This is a genomic window from Paenibacillus sp. ALE2 (genome assembly GCF_054113385.1).
The window spans coordinates 2,941,506-2,961,077 of record NZ_CM134213.1; the positions used below are offsets into that span (position 1 = coordinate 2,941,506).

Here is a 19,572-nt window from a genome sequence, read left to right on the forward strand (position 1 = left end):
GATGGACTTCTTTGCATTTCAGGATACAAGCTTATTTTTTCTTTTTGCCTTATGCTACATTAAAAGCCGAGAAGGAAAAGCTATCTAGTATAGATATTGTCCAGAGAGAATAAAGTATATGAATAAACTATGAAGGTGTAGGATGGCTTTTAAATTCAGTCCGGTTTCGGATGATGGACATCTAATCTTGGTGGCTAGTGTGCACTGCGAGAATGCAATTACAACTCAGAATGAGCGTACATCTTATTTTTAAAACTTATGTGAATTTTGTCACTAGTTAATCGATTCATAATTACATAGGGACCGCATCCATTCTAAGGAGGGCTAAAATGAAAGCTTCGCAATATAACTTTATTTTTAATGACATTATTGAAAATACCGATAAAACGGTACTTTATAATTCTCGAACAGGTGCATTGGCAGTTCTTGAACCGGAGTACTATAAACAGTTTTGTGAACTTACAAACAATGGATTGGCAATTAATAATGATACTTATCTTAAAAATCTTATCGAATGTGGCTATATCGTAGAAGATAATATGAATGAAAAAGCATATGTAAAGGTAAACCTCTTAAAAAATCGGTTTGAATCTTCTAATTTAATGCTAACAATTGCCCCTACAATGGCCTGCAATTTTAGATGTGTATACTGTTTTGAGAAAGACCAATATCATAACAAAACTATGAGTCAAGAAACAGCTCAAAGTATAGTCAATTTTGTTAAAACAAATGCTAGTAAACTTGACACTCTTAATGTTACATGGTATGGCGGTGAACCCTTGATTGCAATGAAGCAGATAGTTAGGATATCGGAAGATTTTTTGGAAATATGTAAAGAAAACAATATACAATATACGGCCAGTGTCATTACAAACGGCTATCTTTTAAATAAAGAAAAAGTTCAAACGTTAATATCATGTGGAGTAAATGATATTCAAGTCACTGTTGACGGTCCTAAAGAAGTACATGATCTTAGACGCCCTTTAGTAAGTGGAAGAGGGACATTTGATGTCATAATGAATAACCTCAAGCAAATTAAAGGGATGATTAAAATATTTATGAGAATAAATACTGACCAAGACAACTGGTTGAATTTACATGAAATCGTAGGATTCTTAAAGGAAAATTCTTTATTGGAAAATGTAATACCTTATCTAGGATTAGTTACGCCGACGAATGGAAAGTATGAGGGAACTAAGTGCTTGACAGACGAGATGTATTCAAAATTTAATTTAAAATTTATGTCGGAAAATGATATCCCAATTAGTTATATTTATCCTGCACCTAAAGGTAATTATTGTTCTGCGGACAAATATAATAGTTTCGTTATTGATCCTCTTGGTCATTTATATAAATGTTGGAGCGATATTGGAATTATTGAGCAGTGTGTTGGAAATATAAATGAAGATACATCAGTGAATTGGAATACTGAGCTTCTTGGTTGTTATTTATTATATGATCCTACTGAAGATGAAAAATGTTCAGACTGTAAGTACTTACCTGTGTGTTTAGGCGGATGTCCTCACAATAGAATGGCAGACTTTAACATATGTGAGCAATATCGTTATAATTTGCAGGAGTATATTACCGAGTGCACGAAAGTATTACTGGCTGGACAATTAACGGAAAATAAGAAGGAGGTTTCTGAATCATGTTAATGCTAAAAAAAATGTGTATTGTTTTATGTGGTTTCTTACTTATGGGGATGCCATTAGGTGCTTCAAGTAATGCGGCTTCAAATGATGTTAAGAATATCAATCTAACGGCTATAAATTGTAATGTCACCGTTACAAAAACTTCAGCAAGTGATTTTAGCTATGAGTATAACAAATCCTTGTATACTGTCACTTCTACATTAAGTGGATCTACAATTTACATCACAGTAAAGGGGAAAGGCTCAGCTAACGGCATTTCCGACAGAGTTAATATTTTAATTCCTGATAAAAGTTATGAAAAAATAACGGTAGAAAGTACAAAGGCTGGAGTTTCACTTCCAGAGCTAAATACTAATCTTGATGTCACAGGCACAGATGGTTCTTCAATGTCTGTTCGTGTGCCCGCAGGCTACTCCAAAGCTATTAATTATGAGAATATAAAAGGTTCAGGTTCCTTAACTTTTAGTAAAGGAGCTTCGGATTACACGGTTACAGTTAAACCGACTGCAAGTGCATTAAGTGTTCCTACGGGATGGCCACTGTTTAGACCAAATTTAACATACAACTATATAAACGGTGCAGGTAAAGCAAAGATAAATATCACGCTCGAGAACAGTTCATTTTCTATTGCAGCTCCAAAGTGATAAGTAGCATATAGTTTCTAAACTGTATGTTATTTATATAAATCAAATCTTAGGGAGGTAGAAAACATGGACGTATTGGTAAAAAGTGCTGTACAAGTAAGTGCACATTGCCCTTTCCACGGTTCAAGTGGCTGTACTCTTTCTTGTTCCTACAAGCAGTAGCTTAAGAGGAGTACTATTACTTAGCGAGATGTTGTTTCAGCATCTCGCTAAGATTTACCTAATATGAAGCGAAGCATAGGTGATGAATATGATAGTCCTGGAATACTTGAAAAAATACCTTTTAAAAACACGCAAGTATGTATTTTTTTATATTGCTGTTACTTCAATATTGTGGATTATAGGAATTATTGTGCCATACATTACAGGCATATATATTGACTATTTAGTATCAAAAAGTAACATAAGTATCATTTTATATTTCGTGCTTCTACTAGGTATCATAAATTTAGTAAATATTTGCATACAATATTTAACTGCACTATTCTCTACGAAATTAAATAATCTATTATTATACGAAATCTGCAATGATATCTACCAAAAAATATTCAAAACCAAACTATCGGTCTTCAAAGATAAGGATAATGCATACTTAGTTGATCAAATCAATCATGATTCATCCACAGTAGTTGACTTTTTCTCTAATAATATTTCTAACTTAGCATTACAAGTAATTACAATAATTGTAAGTGGAATTATTGTTTTAAAAGCTGATGTACTATTATGCGTTATTATATTTTCGCTTATTCCATTTTATATATTTACATATATGGTTTTTAGAAAAAAATTATATAAAGCAAATCTGAAGTATAAAAAAGAAGCAAATGAATACTACTCTAAAAAAGTCGAACAAATTAACAAACTGGTTTTTATAAAGAAAAATGTACTCTTTAATGAAATGAATGAGCGGTTAAATAAAGCATTTAATTCATTATTTAGAGTTGCGACTTCACAAGTAAAAACTAATTATATTTTCTCCAATCTAAATCAATTTATATTGATCATCTGCTATATATTTGTAATCGGAATTGGCGGTCATAAAGTTGTAATTGGCCAAATGAGTATAGGGCAGTTCACCATAATTAACACGTACCTTTCAATGATCATCTCGTCAACTTCATATTTATTAAGCTTAGCAAGCTCATACCAAGAGACGAAAGTATCGATAGAACGGTTAAATGACGTTATGAATTCTAAAAATGATATTTATGGTAGCACAACACTTGGAGAATTAGAGAAAATAAGTATTAAAAAATTAGGTGTTAAATATTCTGGTGAAAGCGTATTTAAAGATTTTTCTTATGATTTTTTTAGAGGGGGAATTTACGGGATTTGTGGCCACAATGGTTCAGGCAAAACAACATTACTTAATACTCTGATAGGTCTTTATAGTGATCTTTACACAGGAGAAATAGCTTTTAATAATTGCTCCATCAAAGATATAGATATGCTTGATATGAGGCGTTATAGAATTTCTTATGTAGAACAGAATCCGGAGTTTTTAAATCTACCAATAAAGGAATATTTGAAATTTGGAATTACTTTTTCAAAAGAGATTGCCAGTAATCAAGATGAGCTTATAACAGCCTTTGGGCTTGAAGAGATAATAACAAAAGCTAACCTTGAAAATATACTAATAAATGAAAATGGAAGCAACTTTTCTGGTGGTGAAAAGCAAAAATTAGCTTTGATTCGTGCATTAAGTAAAGATTCTTTCTTAACGATTCTTGATGAGCCCACATCAGCCTTAGATTCAAGGAGTGTAAGTGGACTTATAGAAATATTGACCAAGCAAAAGTCAAGAAGGATAACAATTGTAGTATCACATGACCAGAGACTATTAGCAGCATGTGACCATATTTTGAATATCGAAACCCAAAAGGAACGTGATGATATTGGATTCCACAGTTATGGAGTTCTTTAGAAACATCAAAAAACAGTATGGGAATTACTCACGATTGTTTAAGTTGTTTCAGACAAAGAATAAATCCTATTTATATGATGTGGGCACAGGCAAAGTTATGGAATGCACTGAAATAGAATATGTATTTCTAAATAACTTACAAGTGTACGGAGATATCGAAGAGGTAATAAAACCTACCAAAGTTAATGATGATACATTGACTGTTCTAATTGACTTAATACATGCTGCGCAGGAACAGCATTTATTTCAAGCACCTCCTCTTTTATCCTTTGCACTATCAAAAGATGAGGTTTTAGAAAATGCAAGAAGTCATCTAGAACAGGTTACTCTGGAGTTGACCGAACAATGTAATATGGCATGCCATTATTGCATATATCATTCAGGGAACATAGACTTCAGGGAGTTTGGACGCAGGCACATGTCCTGGCAAGTAGCAGAGTTAGCAATCGATTATACTCTGAAAAACTCAGGTAAAAAAGTGGCGGTAACTTTTTATGGCGGGGAGCCATTAATAGAATTTAAATTATTAAAGCATTGTGTAGACTATGCTTTGAAAAATGGTGCTGATAAAGAATTAACATTTTCAATGACAACAAACTTAACCTTAATAACTGCTGAAATCGCAGAATATCTATCTACAATTCCTAACTTTGGAGTAGTTTGTAGTATTGACGGTCCAAAGGAAATACATGATTGTAGGAGGGTGTTTAAAAATGGTGAGGGCACGTATGACAAGGCAATTAATGGTCTTAAACATATAATTAATGCTTATGGAGAAAAGAGTAATTCTCTTATATCGCTAAGCATGGTAACACCTAGACCAGCTAATGATGTAGTTATGAAAAAAATTCAAAATTTCTTCAATTCTCTTTCGTGGGTACCTAAGGATATTACTAAAAATATTTCTTATGTGAGACACTCGTCTGACATAGAAAAAACGATTACTGAAAAAAGCTCTATGTATTGTTATGATAACCCTGTAGGGAACTGGACAATTGATCTAATGTTAAATAATACTTCTATATCAAAAAATACTCCCTTTACAATCGATTTTTTACACAAACAATTCTCAATAATACATGATAGGATTTTAACTGAAACTCCTTACCCGGACTATTGTTTAAACGGCTGCTGTTCACCTGCCTCAAGAAGAATTTATGTAACGGTAAATGGAGACTTTCATTTATGCGAACGCATTGGAAAATCACCTTCAGTTGGAAACGTTTATAGTGGTATAGATGAATCTGTGTTAATCGATCGTTATATAGACGACTATGGTAAGGAGAGTTTGTCCCAGTGTTCCAAATGTTGGGCTATACGCCTTTGTTCGGTTTGTTACGTCGAATGTTACGATAGTGATAAGTTTAATATCGAAAAAAAGAGAATAGCTTGTAGGCGTTCTTTAGATATGCTGGAACATGCATTGATAAGCTATCATACTATCTTGGAACACAAACCACATTTATTAGAGGAATTAAACCATATTACATTGGTGTAATTCCAATCTATAATCAAAACGAGTCGAAGGAGGATTATAAATTGAGAATTGTAAATCCATTTGGAAGGAAGCCTTTAATGGCAAATACCCTTGGAATTGTTCCTTTATCTTGTATCTGTTCTTCCGGTGCTAATAATATACTTCATGACTTCGGACATGGCTCGAATTGTGCATGTAAATGTCGCTCTGATAGGCAAATGAATAGTAGTGCAAACTATGATATGGCTTTAAGTTGACCTATTAGAGAAACGTTTATATAACTTTTGAAAAATCGCTTCTACTCTGTTAAATGAGTGGAAGCGATTTTTATTAATCGTTAGATAACTATAGAGAATAATTTACAAGGAAATATGGATAACAGGTAGACAGTGCATGTTCAATCGTGTGTAGACCCAGCCTCGGAAGTAGCCTATTTGAGGGTTCCATTTAGAGCAGTCGTTCCAATTAATAAAATCGCACGGAGCTCATAGTTGTGCAAGTCCTCTCCAGAGCTTAAGTCCATTTTCGATGACGCTTTAGAGCAAGTAAAAGGGGAATCAAGTGAAGCTAATCTTTGATCGCTCCAGCGGCAAGATCGGAAATAAATTGGCGGCTGATGAAAAGAAACAAAATAATAAGCGGAAGTACAGCCAGCAGGGTGCCAGCAATGACCATCGCATAATCCGTATTGTAAATCCCGTTCAACTGCGACAATGCAATCTGGAGGGTGAATTTGCGCTCATCCGTTAAAACGATTAATGGCCATAAGTAATCATTCCAAGCTCCTATAAAGGTAAATGCGCCGAGAAAAGCGAACGCAGGGCGTAAAATCGGCAGTGCTACATTCCAGTACAGTCGAAAAAAGCTGCACCCGTCCATACGCCCCGCATCCAGGAGCTCCTTGGGAATAGACTCTTCTGCATACTGACGAATCCAGAAAATCCCGAAGGCATTTACCATGCCCGGGATGATGAGCGCTTTGAACGTACCTACCCATCCAAAGGAAGCCATCATGACAAAGGAGGGGACGAGCGAAAGTTGTGAAGGGACCATCATTGTAGCTAGCAGAATGACGAATAGCACCTTTTTGCCCGGAAAATCAAACTTTGCGAATGCAAAACCGGCCAGTGAATCAAAAAACAGCACCAATAGGGTAATCGAACTGGCTACAAAAAGGGTATTCAAAAAGGCGCCGGCAAAATCAATCTGCTGCAATACTCTCGTGATGTTATCCAGGAAGTGGCTGCCGAACCACAATTGTGGCGGAAAACGATAGATGTCTGAGGTTGTACGGGTTGCCATGACGATTAGCCAGTAAAATGGAAACATCGACAGGATGATACCTACCAACAGCCCGGCATATAAAACAATGGATTTTGCACGTGTCTGTATCATGTGGTAAAGCTCCTTCCATCGTTATTTTTTACCTTGAACGAGTTTCCAATTGATGATGGAGAATAGAGCAATGATGAGAAACATGCCCCATCCGACAGCAGCGCCATATCCAAAATAGTTGTTAATGAACGACTCGCGGTACAGGTATAAAACGATGGTCATGCCACTTGCCCCGGCACCGCCGTCATTACCGACCAGGACCTGTGGCTCGGTGAACAGCTGCATGCCACCGATGGTGGACGTAATGACCGTAAACAGAATGACTGGGCGCAGCATCGGAATGGTGATGCGGAAAAAAGCTTGCGCTCCGGTTGCCCCGTCTATTTTGGCGGCCTCATACAGCACATGTGGGATACTCTGGAGCCCAGCCAGATAGATAATGGCGTTGTAACCCATCCATCTCCAGACGACCATGGAAGAAATGGCGATTTGGATACCCCATGGCACATTCAGCCATTGGATCATAGGTAGCCCCAAGAGCTGCAAAAGGTAGTTGAGAAATCCAAAATTGTTGGCAAATAAGGCGCCAAAGATGATGGCAACAGCAACAATAGATGTCACATTGGGCAGGAAGAATCCAACTCGCCATAAGGTGCGCATTTTCACAAAAGGGGCATAAAGCAGAAAGGCAACAATGAGTGCTAGAAATAGCATTGGAATCGTGGCGTACACCCAGATCACAAACGTATTACCTACAGCCTGCCAAAATTCGTTATCTGTCACAAGGTAACGAAAGTTGCCCCAGCCGTTGTAGGTCATGTCTCCGATCCCGTCCCATTTGTGAAACGCCAGGTACAATGAAAAGCCAATCGGAAACAAGCCAAAGATGCCAAACAGCAAATAAAATGGCGAGATCGCAGCATAAACAGCCCGGTGCTTCCAGATTTCTCTCAGCATATTGTCCACACGCCTTTTTTGAAGTTTTATTTTTTACCGCTGTAATTCCCGTTCAATTCGTTGCATTGTTTCCGTCCATAATGAGTCGGGATCGGCATTTTGCTTGGCCACATTGGCAAGACGACGGGTCACAATGCCGTGGATGACAGGATAGCGCTCGCCGAAATAGCTATTTTTCACATGACGTGCGGAGGCAGCAAAAATGAGGCCAGTGGCCTGACCACCAAAGAAAGGCTCGGGTGTCTCCATCACTGGATCGTCATAGACGCCGGGAGTGGATGGGAACAGGCCGATTTTATGGTAGGCTTCCAGTTGGTGTTCCGGGCTTTGCAGCCAGGTCAGAACTTCAAAGGCTTCTTTGGGGTGTTGGCTAGATTTGAGGATAGAGATGAAAGACCCTCCCAGATTGCCGTCTCCTCCAGGAGCACGGGCGACTCTCCATTTGCCCGCTGTATCCGGTGCGGCTTCTGTGAGAACTTGCTTCATCCAGATTGCCCCTACGAACGAGGCGATTTTGCCGTTATTGACCGAAGCATTCCATTCAGGAGTCCAGCCATCTGCATTGGCGAGCAGATGCTTCCTGTGGAAATCCACAGCGGTTTTCCAGCCCAGGCGGATGTCAGGAGATTGATTACCGATATAACTTCCGTCCGGCTTGAAGTACAGGTTCGTATGTTGAGCGAGTACCTGATTGTAAACGTTTACAATATTATCGGCCAAAAATGAATGGCTTCCGAATTTCTGCCGAAGTTGTTCTCCGGCTGCCATATAATCATCCCATGTGCGAATCGAGGCACTGACCTGTTCAGGATCACTTGGCAAGCCTGCCTGTTCAAACAGGTCGCTTCGATAGAAGAGGGCGGTAGGCCCAGTATCCATGGGAAATGCAATCATTTTACCATCAGGAGTGATGCCCTGATTCCATTTCCATTCCAAATATTGATCCTTCAGTCGGTCTGCTCCGAGTTCCTTTAGATCATAAAAACGATCCGCACTCGGGAATAGCTCCACCATCCAGTCGTTCAGAGCTACGATGTCCGGTTCACCGGAACGAGCTGCGAGCGTTGTCTTCAGCTTGGCTTTAAAGTCACCGCCTATTTTTTGAGTTTTTAATTCAATGTTGGGAAACTGTTTTTCGGCTTGGACGAGCAATTCATCGTCAATAGAACGGTTCCAGTACCACAATGTAAGCGTTATCTTTTTGCTGTTTGACAAATTAACTTCAGATGATTGACCTTTAGAGGATAGGGACCCACTACAACCACTAATCATAGTGAGAAAAGCAAGACATAATACCAGCCATTGCCATTGTACTGTCTTCACATCATTTCCCTCCTTGCTGTCTGAATAATCTGCCTACTGAACAAGTTGTAAATGGTTTAGCTCCATCATATGAAGCTGTTACCCATTTATGTGCATTGCCTTAACCAAAAACAAAAAATTTGAAACGTTTATCCATAAAAAAAAGCACGTGCGTCTGTTATAGGAAGATCGCACGTGCTTAAGGCAGGGGATTAGCTTCATGACATCAATCGTTGTATCTCATCTTTCAGAGCTTCGGATCGAGTACCGAAAATAACCTGTAGGGTACCGTTCCCAAGCCTGATAATTCCTGACGCTCCGAGCTGCTTAAGAGCTTGATCGTTAACCGCTTTGTCGTCCTTGACGACAAGACGCAACCGCGTGATGCAGGCATCAATGCTTTGGATATTGTCTGAACCGCCGAGATAGGTTAGGACCTGGCCTGCCTGACTGGACTGGGGGCCGGATGAGGCGCTTGCTTTTCCAACGGGTATGGATTTGTTAGCCTCAAATAGAAGGGTGTCATCTACATCGTCTTCGCGCCCGGGAGTCTTTAGGTTGAATTTGAGGATGATGAAGCGGAACAGAAAATAATAAATGAAGGCGAAGACAAGCCCGATCGGGATCATTCGCAATGGGTGGGTGGAGAGCTTCATATTGACCAGATAGTCAATGAGTCCTGCTGAAAAGGAAAAGCCGAGTTTGACATCCAGTAGGTATACGACTAGGCCGCTCAGACCTGTTAGCAGAGCATGAATGCCGTAAAGCAGAGGTGCAATGAACATAAAAGAAAATTCGAGGGGCTCAGTAATACCGGTCAGGAACGACGCTAGTGCAGAGCCGATAAAGATGGAAGCGACAGCTTTACGTTTTTCCGACTTGGCCGTATGGATGAATGCGAGAGCCGCCGCTGGCAGAGCGAACATCATAATGGGGAAGAAACCGGACATGAACATACCCGCCGATGTATCGCCTGCGAAAAAACGTGTCAGGTCACCATGAACAACTTCACCTGCAGCGTTGGTATAGTCCCCAATTTGAAACCATGCGATCGAGTTCAGCACATGATGCAGACCGAGCGGGATCAGCAGTCGATTGGCAATCATGAACACCATTGACCCGATTCCACCAAAGCCAACAATCCAGTTGCCGAAGGCTGCAATGCCATCTTGTATTGGACTCCAGATCATGCCAAGCAGAATGGCTAAAATCATGGTCGTGAAGGCGGTAATCATGGGGACAAAACGTTTGCCCGAAAAAAAGCCAAGCCAATCTGGAAGCTGAATATTGTGATATTTTTTGAACAGATAAGCAGACCATCCGCCGATAAAAATACCGCCCAATACGCCCATGTCCAGCTCGACGTCGTCTGGAATATACGCAAATATACCCGGTACGGCCGCCAAAATACGGGTCAGCACCAAATAGGCAATGACTGCCGAAAGTGCGGCTACCGCGTCGCCTGCCAGACCAATAGCAACACCGATGGAGAAAATGAGCGCCAGATTGCCAAAGATAGCACCCGCCCCTTCATTCAGAAAAGGAGTGACATAATGATTCAGAAATCCACCAACTCCAGGGCCAAGCGGAATATCCGTTTCATAATTAATGAGAGCCAGCCCTTGCAAAATCCCTGCGGCGGGTAATGTAGCTACTGGAAGCATTAACGACTTGCCGATTTTTTGCAGAAATTTCAGCATAACATTCTTCCCTTCATCATCAAGTTGGGGAGTGTCGTATTCATTCTGAAATCCTTACATTCAGCCATTTTTTTACATCATAAATCGGGCAATCTAACATGGTCAACGATTATTTTAGGATATCAGAAGACGTAAATCCGCAGTTGACATCGCTTACATGCTTATATAATATCAAATTTAAGTTAATAATCGTGACGGAGACAAGAGAGCCACGCAGACATCCCATGTTACAGCACAGGGTTGGTTTGTGATGGCTTTTCTTTTTTTTGCGCGATGAAAACGATCAAAATCGGATGATCTATTGAGGAGGTTGGTTGTATGTCGCCATACGCAGCCGAATTCATAGGGACAATGATTCTTATTGCCCTAGGTGGCGGAGTGTGCGCAGGGGTGTCCCTGAAAAAGTCTTTTGCCCACGCTTCCGGCTGGATTGTGGTCGGATTGGGGTGGGGGCTCGCGGTAGCTATTGGGGTGTATGCGGTGGGCCAAATCAGCGGAGCGCATTTGAATCCCGCAGTTACACTCGCGTTGGCATTTCAGGGTAGTTTTCCATGGCAGGATGTTCCCGGTTATATTGTGGCTCAGGTTCTTGGAGCCATGGCGGGTGCAGTGATCGTCATTTTGCATTATTGGCCCCACTGGAAAGAGACGGAGGACACAGCAGCCAAACTCAGTGTATTTGCGACAGGACCAGCTATTGATCATCCGTTTGGTAACGTGCTTAGTGAAATGATAGGTACTTTTATCTTTGTTCTTGCTTTACTGTCGTTTGGTGCCAATTCGTTTACAGACGGCCTTAAACCGCTAATTGTTGGTTTTTTGGTTGTCAGTATCGGTTTATCCCTTGGAGGCACAACGGGCTATGCCATCAATCCAGCGAGGGATTTTGGGCCGCGTCTGATGCATTATTTACTACCGATACCCGGTAAGGGAGCATCCAACTGGAAATATGCATGGGTGCCCATTGTAGGACCGCTATTGGGGGGATCTTTCGCAGGGCCGTTTTATCAGGCCGTTTTTAAGGGGAGTATGACTCCGGCGTTCTGGATTTTATTAGGGGTTATCGTGGTTGTACTCTTGATTACCTTCCGTATTAGTCGTATTTATAAAAATCATAAAATGGATCACAAGCTTACAGCGTAAAAACGATGGATTTACACGGGGAGAGATGAACATGGGAAAATATATTTTGTCACTAGACCAGGGAACGACAAGTTCAAGAGCGATTTTGTTCAATAGCGAAGGAGATGTGGTGTACTCGGCCCAGCGGGAATTTCCGCAATATTTTCCTCACCCCGGCTGGGTAGAGCAGAATGCGAATGAAATCTGGAGTTCTATTCTGGGCGTTATTGCCTCCTGTCTTTCCGAATCCGGTGTAAAAGCAAAACAAATTGCTGCCATCGGCATTACCAATCAGCGAGAATCGGTGGCCGTGTGGGACAAAAATACCGGATTACCCGTGTATAACGTACTCGTATGGCAATCACGCCAAACCTCGGATATTTGCGAAGAACTGAAGCGGCAAGGGCATGAGGAGTTGTTTCACAGCAAAACAGGGCTATTGATCGATCCGTATTTTTCAGGCACTAAAGTAAAGTGGATACTGGACCATGTAGAAGGAGCGCGGGAAAGAGCGGAACGAGGTGACTTATTATTTGGTACGATTGACTCGTGGCTAATCTGGAAACTATCCGGCGGAAAGGCCCATGTAACAGACTACTCCAATGCGGCCAGAACGCTGATGTACAATATTTATGAGCTAAAGTGGGATGAAGAGCTACTGGATATTCTGGGAGTTCCGAAAATCATGTTGCCTGAGGTAAGGCCTTCTTCCGAGGTATATGCGCACACCGTGGATTATCATTTTTTTGGTCAGAATGTACCGATCGCCGGTGCAGCGGGTGACCAGCAGGCAGCCTTGTTCGGTCAGGCTTGTTACGAAAAAGGAATGATCAAAAACACTTACGGTACAGGTTGCTTCATGTTGATGAATACGGGAGATCAGCCGGTTGAATCCAAGCACGGTCTGATCACGACCATCGCTTGGGGGCTGGAGGAAGGCAAAGTGCAATACGCACTTGAAGGGAGTGTGTTTGTTGCGGGCTCTGCGATCCAGTGGCTGCGAGATGGGCTGCGCATGTTCCGTGAAGCAAAGGACAGTGAGCCTTACGCGGCCCGTGTTTCCTCCACAGAAGGAGTATATCTTGTACCCGCTTTTGTCGGGCTGGGCAGCCCCTACTGGGATAGCGAGGTACGTGGAGCGATGTTTGGTCTGACACGTGGGACCACGAAGGAGCATTTTATCCGTGCCACCCTGGAGTCGCTCGCTTATCAGACCAAGGATGTGCTTACAGCCATGGAGATTGATTCAGGTATTACGGTGAAGATGCTGCGAGTGGATGGAGGAGCCGTGTTGAACAATTTCCTGATGCAATTCCAGAGCGATATTCTGGATGCGACGGTGGAACGGCCAGTTATCCATGAGACAACGGCGCTGGGTGCCGCGTGTCTGGCAGGGTTGGCGATAGGATACTGGAAGAGTACAGATGAACTTCGTAAGCGAGTGAGAGTAGAAACTTCTTTTACCCCTACGATGGATGAAGCAACACGTGACAGCCTGTATGAAGGCTGGAAAAAGGCCGTGAATGCGACGATGGCCTACAAATAATGGCTTAAACGAAAGGGCTCTTGTTATATAACTGCAAAAAGGTGACTTCTGTATTCGACAGGAGTCACCTTTTTTAGGTATGTGCTATCCCTCAACCCTTGTAGGGTTCCAATGTTGCCGGGCTCCGCAGGAGGTGCGAATGACGAGTTCGGGCTCCACTTTAATACATTTCGTATCCATTTGTTTATTCATCAGGTCAAACAGCACCATAGCGGCCAGACGACCTATTTTTTGCTTGTCTTGTTTTACAGTCGTCAGTGGAGGATCGGTATAACGACAGGCTTCAATATCATCACATCCTACTACGGCAATATCCTCGGGTACCCTCAAGCCGCTCTCCTTGAAAGCACGAATGGCACCAAAGGCAAGCAGGTCGGTAGCCGCAAAAATAGCTCTTGGTAAATTTTCTTGCTCTATCCACGCCTTTGCGATCTGGTATCCATCTTCTGCTGCATAGTCCTTGCCATACACGATCCATTCCGGTCTGACATCAAGGCTAAACCGCTTTAGTGATGAGATAAAAGCTTCTTCTCTCTCTTTAATAACCAAGGAGGGGCGTTCTATGCCTATAAAACCCATTTCGCGGTATCCATTCATGTAAAAGTGCTCAACAACTTTCATTGAAATCTTCTGATTGTCGGACATGATGTAGCAGGAACTGGCTCCGGTTAATTCGATATCAACACCGATGCTGGGGATAGGGCTGGCATCGAGATCAAAAACACTCTTCTCCACTTCGTCTCCGGCAATAATAATGCACCCGTCCACTGAGAAATATTTTGAGCGAGCCAAATAGTCCTCTCCATTATCCAGAAATTTCTCATTTGAAAAAAACAGCAGGTCGTAACCGAGCAAGCCAATCTGCTTTTTGAAAACATTAATGATGTCTACAAAAAAAGGATGACTAAAATCGACATTCAGCTTGCCAGCGAATATAACGCCTACCAGATTAGATTTTTTGGTAGCAAGCGTTTTAGCCGAGGAGGAAGGTCTATAGCCTGTTTCCTCCATAATTTTGAGTACTCGCTGCCGGGTTTCCTCACTGATATCTGTGTAATTGTTTATGATCTTCGAAACCGTTGCTACTGAAACGCCTGCCATGCTAGCTATTGTTTTTATATTCATGGAATCCTCCGTAACTAAACTGATTTAGTTCATTTGACCTTGCATTCTAAAATTAATGATTACTCGTATTCTATGCTACCTCATAGAAGAGAGTCAACCGTGCTATTATAGGATAAATCCTAATATATTATGGATAATGAAGTTCGATTTAACGATAGTTAATGATTTTTTGATAATTTACAAATTGCTATTTACAAATACAGGCTATTCGATACATAATAGTAGCTGTAATTAACTAAACCGCTTTCGTAAGAGTGAGTGCATTTATTCTAAGATTACAGGGGGAATTTTGCAATGCTGAAAAAGTGTTTTTCTTTACTTGTTGTAACCGCTTTAATCGTGGTATTAGCCGCTTGCGGTAAAGGTAACGAAGCTGGGCAGAACGGGAATAAAAAGGTCACGTTAAAAATTATTCATTGGCAGCAGGAGAATATTAATAACTATATAAAGGAATTTAATAAAAAGTTTGAAGAGAAGTATCCTGATGTTCAGGTGGAGTATACGACGGTTCCTGCTGATTCCACTTATGATCAACTGATGCAAACGCGTATGAATGCGGGTTCAACCGGTGATGCAGATATTATTCCTCTGAAATTCAGCTTCGTAGGCGCACCGCAGGAATGGTCTAAGGGAGCTGCTGATCCGATGTGGAAGCAGTGGATCGAGGGAGGACTCATTGCAGATCTGTCAGATCAAGCTTTTATCAAAAACTATAATCCTACAGATGTCAAAAATGCCATGACCTATAACGACAAGGTATATGGTGTGAACATGGGGAAGGTGGCCCTGACAGGACTGTTTTATAACAAAGAGATTTTTGAAAAATATAATCTTGCTGTGCCCACGACATGGGACGAACTGGTGAATGTTATGAAGGTGCTCAAAGATAACGGCGTAGAACCGATTGGTTTCGGCGGTAAAGATGTATGGCCTATTAATCTTGCAGTCCAAGGACTTCAAGCCTCTATCCATGATGATCAGCTGGAATATATCAAAGGGCTGTGGACAGGCAAGACCAAACTGACTGATCCTGTCCAGCTTGAGGTGCTGGAAAAATCACAAATTTTGATGAACAATGCCATTGGTGGATTTATGGGAATTGACTATGGCACCTTGCCAAGTTTGTTTGCTTCAGGTCGTGTAGCTATGATTGCAGATGGTACGTGGGATGCAACTACGATCCAGACAGCCAATCCAGAGCTGAAATTTGGTTATTTCCCGATTCCGGGCAGTAACGACCCCGCCAAAAATAAAAACCTGGCAGGCAAGTATGATATGACCTGGATGGTACTAGAAAAGTCACCAAACAAGGAGTATGCGATCAAATGGCTTGAAATGCTCTCTGAGAAACAGAACTACACGGATTTTGTGAACGCTGCTGGATTTTTGCCAACACAGTCTGATGTGAAGATAAGCAGCGATTTCGTTAATGAAATCCAGCCTTCACTGGAAAACTTCAAGCTCTCTTGGGATCAGCTGTTTATCAATCGTAAGAATGTTGGACAGTACATTAAGGAAGCCAGTGTACATGCGGAATTTTTGGCGCCTGCCGGTCCGTTAAAAACGCCTTTGGAGCTTGCGCAGAAATCTCAAGCAGACTGGGATGCGGCAGCCCCTAAATAATCCATAGATTTTACATGAACACAATGGTAACTGCAAAGCTCCCATAATAATGTGAAAAGGTGTGAGACCCATGTATCCCTTTGGAAAGGGTGCTGCCCGGATAATGCCCTATCTTTTGCTGAGTATCCCGGTGCTGCTCTATTTGCTTCTTGGTTTTGGACCCTCTATGGTAACCGTGCTTTTTTCCTTTACAGATGCTACCGGGGTTCCGGGACAGACGTGGAATTTTATCGGATTCGAGAATTACACGACCTTTTTTACCTCCTCCGATTCTGGAGATCGCATTGCTTCCATTGGCCGTTCCTTATATTTTGCCGTAGCGGTGGTTGTGATCCAAAACGCAGTTGGGCTATTCATGGCTATCCTTATTAATAAAAAGCTCAAAGGTGATGTGTTATATCGTTCTGTATTTTTTCTGCCCGTTGTGCTCGGGGTAACGGTATCCGGTCTGATCTGGCAGTTGCTTGCCAATCCGCTTGGCGGTCCTGCGCAAGCATTGCTGAACTTTTTTGGAACCAGCTCCAACTTCTTTGGGGATTATGATATTGCATTTGAATTGGTCATTTTTGTGCAAATTTGGATGTACATGGGTTACTCGATGACTATTTTCTTAGCTGGACTCCAATCCATTCCTAGTGACTTATATGAAGCGGGATATATGGACGGCGCTTCTGGATGGAAAGCGTTCAAAAATATTACCTTTCCAATGATTGCACCGTCCTTTACCGTCAATATGCTGCTGTCCATTATCGGCGCCTTGCAAACCTTTGACATTATTTATGTGCTGACAGGGGGTAAATTCAACACGACGACACTTGCATTTGATGTATATGCCACAGCCTTTGGCTCCGGGACATCAGATTATGGTCTTGCTTCCGCAGTTGCGATGATCCAGTTTGTATTCGTGTTTACGGTATCGATGATTGCACTTTATTACTTGCGCAGAAGAGAGGTGGAAATGTAATGAGCAGTAGCAAAGGAGCCAAAATAGTGAGCTACACCATCGTACTGCTCATGCTTTCGTTATATGTACTCCCGCTTTTCTACCTTTTTAATGTATCGATGAAGACGCAAAGCGAGTATTTGATGGATCCTGTAGCGCTAGCCAAGGGTCTGCGTTTGGAGAATTTCATGGATGCTTGGGATAAAGGGAATTTCTCTCAATATATGTGGAACAGTATTTTGTATACAGGAGTTTCTACGTTATTAACCCTGATTATATCCGTGTTTGCCGCCTTTCCGCTAGCACGGGGATATGTTAAGTTCAGCACCTTCTTTTATGTGTTTTTCCTGATTTCCATGTATCTCCCCAATCCGCTAATTCCGCAATTTGCCCTTATTAATAGTCTGGGACTGTACAATACACAGCTTGGTTTTATTTTGCTGAAAACGACAGGTACCGGCATCGCTTTCCTGATGTTTGTGGGGTATATCAAGTCTGTCTCCCGAGAGCTGGATGAAGCGGCTGCAATGGACGGATGCGGTTATTCACGTTATTTGTTCACGATTCTTGTACCACTGATGAAGCCCGTGTTGGCGACAGGCATCATTTTGACAGCCATTGGTGCATGGAACGACATTATAGGTCCTACCATTTATTTGTCTGATCCCGCCTATCAGCCAGTGACCAAGGGACTGTTCTCTTTCTATGGACAATACATGAACAACTGGCCGCTGCTTGCTTGCGGTATCTTGATTGTTACACTACCGCTGGTTATTTTGTATATTTTCCTCCAGCGCTTTATTGTCGGCGGTGCAATGGCTGGAGCTGTGAAGTCTTGATTCCTGAAAGGACGGTACCGAGTATGAGCGAGAATACCTTTATATTTCCTGCCACGTTTATGTGGGGAACTTCAACCTCTTCTTATCAAATTGAAGGGGGTACAGCTGAGGGCGGCAGAACGCCCTCCATTTGGGATGCTTTTTGTCAAATCCCCGGGAAGGTAATCGGAGGGGACTGTGGAGATGTAGCATGTGATCATTTTCACCACTTTAAAGAAGACGTGCAATTAATGAAACAGCTTGGTTTTTTACATTATCGTTTTTCTGTGGCTTGGCCGCGCATTATGCCCGCGCCTGGTGTGGTTAACGAACAGGGGCTACTGTTCTATGAGCATCTTCTAGATGAAATAGAGTCGGCGGGGCTGATTCCGATGCTGACGTTGTATCATTGGGATCTACCACAGTGGATTGAGGACGAGGGTGGATGGACACAGCGAGAGACTATCCAACATTTTAAAACGTATGCCTCTGTAATCATGGATCGATTCGGCGAGCGGATAAACTGGTGGAATACGATCAATGAGCCTTATTGCGCCTCTATTTTGGGCTATGGTACAGGAGAGCATGCCCCTGGCCATGAGGACTGGAGGGAAGCCTTTACTGCCGCCCATCATATTCTAATGTGTCATGGGATTGCCAGCAATTTGCACAAGGAGAAAGGGTTAACGGGTAAGATTGGCATTACGTTGAACATGGAACATGTGGATGCGGCTTCCGAGCGACCCGAGGACGTGGCCGCTGCCATCAGAAGAGATGGCTTTATTAATCGTTGGTTTGCGGAGCCATTGTTTAACGGAAAGTATCCTGAAGATATGGTGGAATGGTACGGAACGTATCTGAATGGATTGGATTTTGTACAGCCTGGTGATATGGAGCTGATTCAGCAACCGGGGGATTTTTTGGGCATTAACTATTATTCCCGCAGCATCATTCGATCAACGAACGACGCTTCGTTGCTGCAAGTAGAGCAGGTTCACATGGAGGAGCCAGTAACGGACATGGGATGGGAGATTCACCCTGAATCTTTTTATAAGCTGCTGACACGTATTGAGAAGGATTTTAGCAAGGGCTTGCCCATTCTGATTACGGAAAATGGAGCAGCGATGAGGGATGAACTGGTAAATGGACAGATTGAGGATACCGGGCGTCAGCGCTATATTGAAGAACATTTAAAGGCCTGTCATCGCTTCATTAGAGAGGGAGGCCAACTCAAGGGTTATTTTGTCTGGTCTTTCCTTGATAACTTTGAATGGGCCTGGGGCTACAGCAAGCGTTTTGGCATTGTGCATATCAATTATGAGACACAGGAACGGACTCCCAAACAAAGTGCGCTGTGGTTCAAGCAAATGATGGCAAAGAACGGGTTTTAAATAGAAAAGG

Annotated in this window: 15 protein-coding genes; 10 read left to right on the forward strand and 5 right to left on the reverse strand. The window is 42.0% G+C overall.

What is annotated here, in order from left to right; genetic code table 11:
• The first annotated feature begins 329 nt into the window (after window positions 1–329).
• The 4 genes from ACXHJ1_RS12875 to ACXHJ1_RS12890 all read left to right on the forward strand — a co-directional run bounded on the left by ACXHJ1_RS12875 (window position 330) and on the right by ACXHJ1_RS12890 (window position 5,721).
• A complete protein-coding gene (locus ACXHJ1_RS12875; RefSeq protein WP_044787398.1) occupies window positions 330–1,658 on the forward strand; it encodes a radical SAM/SPASM domain-containing protein in 1,329 nt (442 codons plus the stop codon).
• On the forward strand, window positions 1,652–2,299 hold the full coding sequence (locus tag ACXHJ1_RS12880; protein ID WP_044787399.1) for a hypothetical protein: 648 nt from the start codon (window positions 1,652–1,654) through the stop codon (window positions 2,297–2,299). The genes ACXHJ1_RS12875 and ACXHJ1_RS12880 overlap by 7 nt, the downstream gene beginning before the upstream one ends.
• A 250-nt stretch (window positions 2,300–2,549) precedes the next feature.
• Window positions 2,550–4,223 carry an ATP-binding cassette domain-containing protein gene (locus tag ACXHJ1_RS12885; protein ID WP_107734858.1) on the forward strand — a complete coding sequence of 558 codons (1,674 nt, stop codon included), beginning with the start codon at window positions 2,550–2,552 and terminating at the stop codon, window positions 4,221–4,223.
• 34 nt (window positions 4,224–4,257) lie between these two features.
• The gene (locus tag ACXHJ1_RS12890; RefSeq protein WP_235332727.1) at window positions 4,258–5,721 is read left to right on the forward strand and encodes a radical SAM protein; all 1,464 of its coding nucleotides are present in this window, start codon (window positions 4,258–4,260) and stop codon (window positions 5,719–5,721) included.
• Between the two features lie 546 nt (window positions 5,722–6,267).
• On the opposite strand, the gene ACXHJ1_RS12895 is transcribed toward ACXHJ1_RS12890, so the two are convergent.
• The 4 genes from ACXHJ1_RS12895 to ACXHJ1_RS12910 all read right to left on the reverse strand — a co-directional run bounded on the left by ACXHJ1_RS12895 (window position 6,268) and on the right by ACXHJ1_RS12910 (window position 10,994).
• Complete coding sequence (locus tag ACXHJ1_RS12895; protein ID WP_107734857.1) at window positions 6,268–7,095, reverse strand: carbohydrate ABC transporter permease; 828 nt, start codon at window positions 7,093–7,095, stop codon at window positions 6,268–6,270.
• A 21-nt stretch (window positions 7,096–7,116) separates the two neighbouring features.
• Window positions 7,117–7,992, reverse strand: coding sequence for a carbohydrate ABC transporter permease (locus ACXHJ1_RS12900; RefSeq protein ID WP_016818618.1), 876 nt, complete (start codon window positions 7,990–7,992; stop codon window positions 7,117–7,119).
• A gap of 33 nt (window positions 7,993–8,025) precedes the next feature.
• The gene (locus ACXHJ1_RS12905; RefSeq protein ID WP_107734856.1) at window positions 8,026–9,315 is read right to left on the reverse strand and encodes an ABC transporter substrate-binding protein; all 1,290 of its coding nucleotides are present in this window, start codon (window positions 9,313–9,315) and stop codon (window positions 8,026–8,028) included.
• A gap of 197 nt (window positions 9,316–9,512) precedes the next feature.
• Complete coding sequence (locus tag ACXHJ1_RS12910) at window positions 9,513–10,994, reverse strand: PTS transporter subunit EIIC (RefSeq protein WP_457904732.1); 1,482 nt, start codon at window positions 10,992–10,994, stop codon at window positions 9,513–9,515.
• A 318-nt stretch (window positions 10,995–11,312) separates the two neighbouring features.
• Here ACXHJ1_RS12910 and ACXHJ1_RS12915 point away from each other — a divergent pair, with 318 nt between their 5' ends.
• Both ACXHJ1_RS12915 and glpK read left to right on the forward strand, forming a co-directional pair.
• Window positions 11,313–12,137, forward strand: coding sequence for an MIP/aquaporin family protein (locus tag ACXHJ1_RS12915; protein WP_019688424.1), 825 nt, complete (start codon window positions 11,313–11,315; stop codon window positions 12,135–12,137).
• Between the two features lie 31 nt (window positions 12,138–12,168).
• Window positions 12,169–13,662, forward strand: a complete 1,494-nt coding sequence (glpK, locus tag ACXHJ1_RS12920; protein ID WP_016818622.1) for a glycerol kinase GlpK — start codon at window positions 12,169–12,171, stop codon at window positions 13,660–13,662.
• A gap of 84 nt (window positions 13,663–13,746) precedes the next feature.
• Here the strand turns inward: glpK and ACXHJ1_RS12925 are convergent, their stop codons facing one another.
• Complete coding sequence (locus tag ACXHJ1_RS12925; protein ID WP_457904733.1) at window positions 13,747–14,787, reverse strand: LacI family DNA-binding transcriptional regulator; 1,041 nt, start codon at window positions 14,785–14,787, stop codon at window positions 13,747–13,749.
• 294 nt (window positions 14,788–15,081) lie between these two features.
• On the opposite strand from ACXHJ1_RS12925, the gene ACXHJ1_RS12930 reads away from it, so the two are divergent.
• The 4 genes from ACXHJ1_RS12930 (at window position 15,082) to ACXHJ1_RS12945 (ending at window position 19,562) form a co-directional block, all read left to right on the forward strand.
• Complete coding sequence (locus ACXHJ1_RS12930; RefSeq protein ID WP_107734854.1) at window positions 15,082–16,410, forward strand: ABC transporter substrate-binding protein; 1,329 nt, start codon at window positions 15,082–15,084, stop codon at window positions 16,408–16,410.
• 70 nt (window positions 16,411–16,480) lie between these two features.
• A complete protein-coding gene (locus tag ACXHJ1_RS12935) occupies window positions 16,481–17,374 on the forward strand; it encodes a carbohydrate ABC transporter permease (protein ID WP_016818625.1) in 894 nt (297 codons plus the stop codon).
• Window positions 17,374–18,192: a carbohydrate ABC transporter permease gene (locus ACXHJ1_RS12940; RefSeq protein ID WP_107734853.1), complete on the forward strand. Its 819-nt coding sequence runs from the start codon at window positions 17,374–17,376 to the stop codon at window positions 18,190–18,192. Before ACXHJ1_RS12935 ends, ACXHJ1_RS12940 begins: the two co-directional genes overlap by 1 nt.
• Window positions 18,193–18,215: 23 nt before the next feature.
• Window positions 18,216–19,562 carry a GH1 family beta-glucosidase gene (locus ACXHJ1_RS12945; RefSeq protein WP_107734903.1) on the forward strand — a complete coding sequence of 449 codons (1,347 nt, stop codon included), beginning with the start codon at window positions 18,216–18,218 and terminating at the stop codon, window positions 19,560–19,562.
• The last annotated feature ends 10 nt before the right edge of the window (window positions 19,563–19,572 follow it).

Excerpts from the sequence above, each read along its gene's own strand:
- ACXHJ1_RS12875 (WP_044787398.1), top strand. The coding sequence starts at position 330 with ATGAAAGCTTCGCAATATAACTTTATTTTTAATGACATTATTGAAAAT.
- ACXHJ1_RS12880 (WP_044787399.1), top strand. The coding sequence starts at position 1,652 with ATGTTAATGCTAAAAAAAATGTGTATTGTTTTATGTGGTTTCTTACTT.
- ACXHJ1_RS12885 (WP_107734858.1), top strand. The coding sequence starts at position 2,550 with ATGATAGTCCTGGAATACTTGAAAAAATACCTTTTAAAAACACGCAAG.
- ACXHJ1_RS12895 (WP_107734857.1), bottom strand. The coding sequence starts at position 7,095 with ATGATACAGACACGTGCAAAATCCATTGTTTTATATGCCGGGCTGTTG.
- ACXHJ1_RS12900 (WP_016818618.1), bottom strand. The coding sequence starts at position 7,992 with ATGCTGAGAGAAATCTGGAAGCACCGGGCTGTTTATGCTGCGATCTCG.
- ACXHJ1_RS12910 (WP_457904732.1), bottom strand. The coding sequence starts at position 10,994 with ATGCTGAAATTTCTGCAAAAAATCGGCAAGTCGTTAATGCTTCCAGTA.
- ACXHJ1_RS12915 (WP_019688424.1), top strand. The coding sequence starts at position 11,313 with ATGTCGCCATACGCAGCCGAATTCATAGGGACAATGATTCTTATTGCC.
- glpK (WP_016818622.1), top strand. The coding sequence starts at position 12,169 with ATGGGAAAATATATTTTGTCACTAGACCAGGGAACGACAAGTTCAAGA.
- ACXHJ1_RS12925 (WP_457904733.1), bottom strand. The coding sequence starts at position 14,787 with ATGAATATAAAAACAATAGCTAGCATGGCAGGCGTTTCAGTAGCAACG.
- ACXHJ1_RS12930 (WP_107734854.1), top strand. The coding sequence starts at position 15,082 with ATGCTGAAAAAGTGTTTTTCTTTACTTGTTGTAACCGCTTTAATCGTG.
- ACXHJ1_RS12935 (WP_016818625.1), top strand. The coding sequence starts at position 16,481 with ATGTATCCCTTTGGAAAGGGTGCTGCCCGGATAATGCCCTATCTTTTG.
- ACXHJ1_RS12940 (WP_107734853.1), top strand. The coding sequence starts at position 17,374 with ATGAGCAGTAGCAAAGGAGCCAAAATAGTGAGCTACACCATCGTACTG.
- ACXHJ1_RS12945 (WP_107734903.1), top strand. The coding sequence starts at position 18,216 with ATGAGCGAGAATACCTTTATATTTCCTGCCACGTTTATGTGGGGAACT.